Source organism: Knoellia aerolata DSM 18566 (assembly GCF_000768695.1).
Taxonomy (GTDB): domain Bacteria; phylum Actinomycetota; class Actinomycetes; order Actinomycetales; family Dermatophilaceae; genus Knoellia; species Knoellia aerolata.
Map to the genome: position 1 here is coordinate 1 of NZ_AVPL01000095.1, position 7,079 is coordinate 7,079.

The window sequence follows — 7,079 nt, forward strand, 5'->3', positions numbered from 1 at the left end:
CGCTACGCGGATGCCGCCGACGCCGCCGCCCGGGCCACGGTGCTGGCCGATCTCACCGCCCTGGGCGTGCTGCCACCGGCCGGTGCCGAGGCCGGTGCCTTTCCCGCGGTGCAGGCCGCGACCGTCGAGCTGCCGTCGCTGCCGGCGGGCGACGCCGAGGCGGGTGCGGCCGACGCCTGGCTGGAGCGCGTGCTGAGCACCGTCGACCGGCTGCTGCACCCAGCGGTCCGTGTCGCGCCGGCGCTCACGAGCTCGCCCCCCACGCCACCGGCCCCACAGCCTTCCCAGGACGACGTCGCCGACTGGCTGCGCGACCAGGTGCTGGTGCGGCCGCAGGTCGAGACGCTCGATGTCGCGCTCGTCGCGAGCGAGGTGCTCGGCGGGGCAGCCCCCGCGCGCCTGCGCGTGCACCAGCAGGTGACGGCCGGGGCGGCTGCCGCCCCGTGGTCGGCCACCGGCGCACCCGCGGAGTCGACCGCCTCGCAGGGGTCGGTCGTGCTCGTCACCGACGGGGATGCCGCCATCCGAGCCGGACTCGTGGTCGACGGATGGTCGGAGACGGTGCCGCACGCGGCGGTGACCCCCGAGGAGGTCACCGGGATCGCCTTCGACTTCGACCGCCCGGGCGCACGGCCGCCGCAAGCGATGCTCGTGGCCGTGCCTCCGGACCTCGCCCGCGGCTGGTGCCTCGAGGACGTCCACGGCTGCGTCGAGGAGACCTTGGCCCTGAGCAAGGTGCGTGTGCTCGACCTCGCCGACCTGCCCGAGCTCGCGGCCCTGCCGATCGTCGACGAGGTGGGCTGATGCACCGTTACGAGACCTCACCGCGCGGCACCGGCATCGACGAGGGCCTGGCGATGCGGCTGCACGACCCGTTGTGGCTGATCGGCCGGCAGTGGCAGTTCGGCGAATTCACCCACGAGAACGTCGCGTCGCCGGCCTGGGTCGAGGTCGACCTCGAGGTGCACCCGGTCGACCAGTGGCGGCCGGCCGATGCCGAGCAGTGGACCGGCTACGACGTGCGGGCCACCCCGCTCGAGCGCCTCGTCGAGGAGCACGAGGGCGGCCCCTCGCCGCGCCTCGCCCTCGAGGGCGGCCTCCGGCTGCGCCGCGCCCTCACGGCAGCAGGTCGCGGCGACGACCTCGCGGCGTTCGTTGCACGCTGCCCGTTCCCCCACGCCGAGCTCGCCGACCCGCTCGACGCACGGGTGCGCGCCGAACTGCCGGACGGGCGGGCCCTGGTCCGCTGCCTCACCGCCCTCGCGACCACGGCCGACCGGGCCGACGAGGTCGCCGCGCTCGAGGCGCTCGGGCCCGTGGAGTCGGCCCCCGCCCAGCTCGGCGCGCTCGCCGAGAACTGGCTGCAGTGGTGGACCACGCGGGCGCCGGCGGCGATCCCCGCCGACCAGGACGCCTGGGACGAGACCCGCTTCGAGCACCGCTTCGCCCTGCGGTCGCAAGCCCTCGACGGCCTCGAACTGCACGCCACCGAGTACGCCGGCGGCCGGCTCGACTGGTCGGCCCTTGACGCCGTCGGCAGGGCCGACCCGGTAGCCGGCGCGGTGCTGCACCACCAGGTCGCGATCCCCGCCCCGGCACGTTTCGGCGGGATGCCGGCCCCGCGCCTGTGGGAGATGGAGGACGCCCGCTTCGACCCGGGCTCGATCGACGCCGCCCCCATCGACCTCGGCCGGCTGATGCTGGTCTCGTTCGCGACGGTCTACGGCAACGACTGGTTCGTGCTGCCAGTGCGCCTGCCGGTGGCCTCGCTGAGCCGGGTCGTGCGCTTCACCGTGCACACGACGTTCGACGAGCCGGTCGAGCTCACCCAGCTGGGGCGCGACCAGGACGGCTGGAACCTGTTCGCGCTCACCGATGCCGGGCAGCCACTCGAGCCCGACCAGGAGCGGCCCACGAGCCCGTGGTTCTTCCTGCCCCCCACGCTCCCGGCTTCCCTCGAGAGCGCACCGGTCGACGTGGTGAGCCTGATGCGCGACGAGATGGCCAACGTCGCCTGGGCCGTGGAGTCGCTGGTCCGCGACGACGCCGGACGCCGGCTCGACCGGTTCTCGCGCTGGGCGATTCGCCGTGCCGAGGCCCTGGAAGCCGCGGAGGCGGGCGCCGGAGGCGCGGCCCTCGCGGCATCCGACCCGCTCTACCGCGTCACCACCGAGGTGCCCGACCACTGGTTCCCGCTGCTGCCCGAGCAGCTCGCCGACCTCGAGTCGGTTCGGCTGCGCCTGGTGCCCTTCACCAGGCTCGTGGACGGCGCCCCCAGCAACGACCGTCCGGTCGGCACGCTGCTGCCGCCGGTCGGGTCGGTCGTGCACGAGGAGGAGGTGCCGCGCTCAGGCACCCGGGTGGTGCGCACCTGGCAGCACAGCCGCTGGTACGACGGCACCCGCCACGTCTGGGCCGCCCGCCGCCGGCTCACCGGCACGGGCGAGGGCGACAGCGGGCTGCGCTTCGACCAGCTCGAGACCGAGCAGTAGGAGAGGGCCGATGGACACCCAGGACGGCTGGCGCCGGTGCAACGTCTGCGAGGGAATCTTCTTCATGGACTCCCCCGGCCAGAGCTGCGTCGGCGGGGCGATGCACCGGTGGCCGACCAGCGCGGAGTACAAGGCGCCCTGGGGTGACGTGGAGGCCGACTGCCAAGCCGGCTGGGGCCGCTGCAACAAGTGCGGCGGGCTCTGCTTCACCGGCAACCCCGGGGTCTGCTTCGACCAGGCCCCCCACACCTACGACGAGTTCGACGCCACGTATAACGTGCCCTTCGGCGGCCAGCCCGAGTGCGAGACTGGATGGCGCTGGTGCAGCAAGTGCCAACGGCTCTGGCACCTGCCGCACCAGGGGAGCTCGGGCACGGCGTGCTTCGCCGGTGGTGAGCACGACCCTGCGGGCAGCTTCGAGTACGTGCTGCCCCAGGTCGACCTCGCGGTGCAGAAGGACTGGTCGTGGTGCTCTGTGTGCCAGGGCCTGATCCGCTTCGGACCGTTCGAGGGTGCCGGGTGCGTCGATGGCGCCGACCACAGCCCCAACAACAGCTACCGGGTGGCCTACGGGGGCCAGCGCGCGCACGACCAGCAGGGCTGGTGCTTCTGCCGCCGGTGCCACCGGCTCGCCTTCTCCGCCGAGGGTGGGGTGTGCGCGCTCGGCGGTGCCCACGACTTCACCGACACCCTGCCCTACACGCTGCCCGTCGACGACGTTCCCGACGCCCAGCCCGGATGGCGCTGGTGCCCCAAGTGCCAGACGCTCAGCTACACCGGGTTCGCCGTCGGCCGCTGCCCGGCAGGCGACCTGCACGACCACGCGAGCAGCGGCGCCTACAGCGTCTGGCCCGACTCGCTCGACCAGGGCCAGCCGGGGTGGCGCCGGTGCGTGCGCTGCCGCTCACTGGTGCTGTCGTCGGTCACCGACGGGCCCTGCCGCGACGGCGCCTCGCATGACGTCACGGGCAGTCCGGCATACCAAGCCTTTGAGGGCGGCGTGGACTTCGGGCAGGAGGGCAGCTTCGCATGGTGCCACCGCTGCCAGGTGCTCGTGCACGGTGGGCCGAGCTTTACCGGCGTGTGTGTCGACGGCGCCCCCCACGACATCACCGAGAGCTGGGTCTACGGCATCCCGCGCGACGACCCGCCCGAGGGGGCCGAGCCGGGATGGCTGATCTGTGCCCGGTGCGCCCAGCTCTTCTCCCCTGACACGGATGCCGGGCCCGGCCTGTGTAGCGACGCAGCGGGCCACGACGCGACGGGGAGCCCGGCGCTGTTCGTCGCGGTCCTCCCCCCTCCGCCTCCGGTGGTGGCGCTGCCGGGGCTCATCCTCACCGAGTCCGCCGCCGCGGTCGTCGTCGACGGGACGGGCTTTCCGGCATCCACGGCGGTCGAGGTGTCGTTCATCGTCGGCGGTGCCACGACGGTCACGCCGGTCGACTCGGATGCCGCCGGCGCCTTCCACCTCGAACGCTCGCCCGCTGTGCCCGCCCCGGACGGTGGCGGGCTGGTACTCGCCAAGGCCGAGCCCGACACCGTTGCGTCGGGACGGCTCAAGAGCTTCGTGCCGGCCTCGGCCGGTGCGCCGGGCGCGCCCGGGGGAGGGCCCTGACCGGGGCATCTCGCTCACGCATCCGCGACGACATCCCCAATGACCACGTCAACGACCAAGGAGCACGCCATGCCAGCACTCATCGACCTCGACACCCAGGTCACTTTTGTCACCGACCCCGTGAACCCCTGTGGGGGAGAGGACTTCACCGTCACCTGGCAGGAGGTGAACCTCGGCGACGAGGCGTCGGAGAACTACCAGGACATCTTCGACATGGACGACGCGGGCTCCGGCGACAGCCAGACCCTCGACTGCGACGGCCTGCAGCCCGGCCAGTCCGCGACGCGCACCCTCACCTTCAACCTGCCGGCCGGGGACTACACGATGAACGTCGTGGTCAACGCCCGAGGCCCGCTCTTCTTCGGGAACGTCATCATCGAGGACTGCGAGTGAAATGGACGTCACCGACGAGGTGCTGGCCACCAAGGACGCCCCTCGCAGTGGGTCTGTCCGCGGCGCTGCCGTTCCGCCCGGAGCGCGGGGTGTCGATGTCGGCTTGCGTCTGCACGCCGCCGCGCTGACCGATGACCTGGTCATCCGGGTGTTGGTCGCGGACGCCGACGCCGTGCCGAACTCTGAGATACGACTCCACGACGATGCATCCCTTCGAGAACCCCGACTGAGATCCCCATCTGCAGGTCGCAGAGCGCGGGGGCCGGCGAGTCCTCGGCGGGCGCACCTCGAGAATGTCCAACCGTGCCCTACGGGGCCACTATCAATGGGAGAAGTCCAATGACGATTCGCCAGATCAACGGCAGTGTCGGAGCCGGAGGGGTCAACGAACCAGACGACGTGTTCACGGTGCAGGCTTTGTTGAATCATGTAGATGCGGCGTCCGGTGGTCCGGTTTCTCCGCTGGAAGTCGATGGCCTCGTTGGCCCGTTGACCATCTCAGCCATCAACTCCTTCCAGGTCAAGCAGTTCAATTTTCAAGATGGGCTCGTCGAGCCCGGGCGATTGACATTCTCGGCGCTGAGGGGGTTCTTCCGAGCGCCCGACGAGTTCGGCGAGGACCTCTTTGCTGGCCCGGGCGCACCCGCCATACATCGGTTCGTGTGCCGCGATACACGCCTTCAGGGCACCAAGCCTGCCGGCGACTCTGTTCTGGAAGTCGACGCGAACACGCCCTTGGCCTTCTTCATCCTGACGGGCGGTGACACCGCACTGCATAATGCCGACCCCGTGCGCCTGAAACTCATGGCCCACGGTGCACCCGGGCACGTGCAAGTGTGCAAGGAAGGGTTGGGTCTGGATAACCTGGCCAGCCTCTCCGTCCTCCGAGACAGGTTCCGCGCAGGCGTCGATCTCTTCTCCTGCTCAGTCGCATTCATTGCACCGGGGAAGGGCGACGGAAACGTCTTCTGTTCTCGAATGGCCCAGACCTTGAACACGTCCGTTCGCGCCTCCACGGCCACGCAGTTCTATACCTTGCATACCGCTGGGTCCGGGCTGGACTTCGGCCAGTGGGAAGGCACCGTCTTGACCTATGGGCCCAAAGGGGACGTGATCAATGTTGAGCACGAACCCAAATTCTGACATGCCCCGCATGTACGGTCACTCGGCTTCGTAGCCGCAAAGGTCGGTGTGCCGTGGATGGCGGGTCCACGACGCCGCCGGTCACCTCGTGGTGGTGCCGGTGATCACCACATGGCGGATGATGAGGAAGGCGCCCCACTTGCACGGCTCGACCCCAACCGCTGCAACACGCTGATCGCCACCCGGGGAGGGGTCCGTCGCGTCGACCATAGGAAGTCCTCGCCCTGCTTCGTGACGGCGCGTGAGAACGGGGTACCGCGAAGCCGCTGGACACCCGAACGCTCGGTTCGACGTCATCGTGCACAGTCAGGACATCGCGCTTCCACTCGGCTGGGACCTTCCCGTGCCGGCCCTTCTTGCCCACAGGGTTGCAGCGGATGCGGGAGATGGGATGGCCCTTCCAAGCCTGCAAGAGGCTGGCCCGGATGACCCTGCGCGCCAGCGACACTGCATCAATGACGCAACTGCTCGGCCAGAAACGCGAGGACCCGGTCGAGGGCGACCCGGGTCGGATGCCCCGGCTCGTCGACGAGAGAGACCGTGAGCACCGCGTGCGCCGACGGCGCGAGGCCAGCCGCGTTGCCCGGCGACGAGTCGATCTCGATCCCCTCGAAGGATGTCCCGAGCGTCGCCCGCAGGGTCTCGAATCGCTCCGGAGGGCAACCGCGGTCATTGGTGAACCGGAGTCCGAGCACGTGCAGGCCGTTGTTCGCTCGTCCCCTGATGGTCGACAGATCCTCAGGATCCAAGCCCAGGGCGGCACGGCCACGCTTCCCGATTGGCGCGGGCATGACCGGCTGGCTCACGACGGACGCGACGACCGACGGTTCGAGCGCTGTCGCCAGCGCGAAACCCCCCGTGAAGCACATCCCGACCACGCCCACCCCGCGACTCCCACACTCACGGTCGGCCGACGCAGCGAGTGCCCGCAGCCACCCGACGATGGGGCTCGTGCGATCGGCCAGCTTGGTGAACTCCCGCGCCACGCAAACCTGCACGATCGATCGCAGGATCTCCCGTCCGTTCGCGGGGGTTGCGGGGCGCCCGAACAGGGATGGCAGGTACACGGTGTACCCAGCGTCGACGAGCCGACGGGCGAAATCGATGACTCCCGGATGCAGCCCAGGGATCTCGTGGAGCACGAGAACCGCTGGCCCTAAACCACCCCGGAAGACCTCATACGTGCGCCCGTCGTGTGCGAAGTCGAACGCCCGGAACTCCGGGCCGATCTGGCTGCCGAGGCTCATCCGACCGCTCCCATCCATGGTCCGCCCAGCATGGACGCGGCCACCCCCGACCGCAATGGCCAGAGAAACCCCGCCACAAGCGAGGCGCCCGGTGTGCACCTGCCCCACAACCGAACGTCTCTACGGCGCTGTTCAACGCCGCCAAAGCGCTGGCGCAGGCGCGTCACTCCGGCACCCCTCTGATGTCAA

6 protein-coding genes are annotated in these 7,079 nt (G+C 70.6%); 5 read left to right on the forward strand and 1 reads right to left on the reverse strand.

What is annotated here, in order from left to right; genetic code table 11:
* The 5 genes from N801_RS21180 to N801_RS18160 form a co-directional block, all read left to right on the forward strand.
* Positions 1 to 804, forward strand: an 804-nt coding sequence (locus N801_RS21180; RefSeq protein WP_035940715.1) for a hypothetical protein, incomplete at its 5' end; no start/stop codon positions are given.
* Positions 804 to 2,492 carry a hypothetical protein gene (locus tag N801_RS18145; protein ID WP_035940716.1) on the forward strand — a complete coding sequence of 563 codons (1,689 nt, stop codon included), beginning with the start codon at positions 804 to 806 and terminating at the stop codon, positions 2,490 to 2,492. The genes N801_RS21180 and N801_RS18145, both read left to right, overlap by 1 nt.
* A 10-nt stretch (positions 2,493 to 2,502) precedes the next feature.
* Entirely contained in the window at positions 2,503 to 4,107 is a 1,605-nt protein-coding gene (locus N801_RS18150) for a hypothetical protein (protein WP_035940717.1), read from the forward strand.
* Positions 4,108 to 4,176: 69 nt separating this feature from the next.
* A complete protein-coding gene (locus N801_RS18155; RefSeq protein WP_169744298.1) occupies positions 4,177 to 4,500 on the forward strand; it encodes a CARDB domain-containing protein in 324 nt (107 codons plus the stop codon).
* Positions 4,501 to 4,839: 339 nt separating this feature from the next.
* Positions 4,840 to 5,643 (forward strand): hypothetical protein, encoded by an 804-nt coding sequence (locus N801_RS18160; protein ID WP_156996903.1) that lies wholly within the window; start codon positions 4,840 to 4,842, stop codon positions 5,641 to 5,643.
* A gap of 452 nt (positions 5,644 to 6,095) precedes the next feature.
* Here N801_RS18160 and N801_RS18165 read toward each other — a convergent pair whose 3' ends face one another.
* Complete coding sequence (locus tag N801_RS18165) at positions 6,096 to 6,890, reverse strand: dienelactone hydrolase family protein (protein WP_035940720.1); 795 nt, start codon at positions 6,888 to 6,890, stop codon at positions 6,096 to 6,098.
* Positions 6,891 to 7,079: the final 189 nt, after the last annotated feature.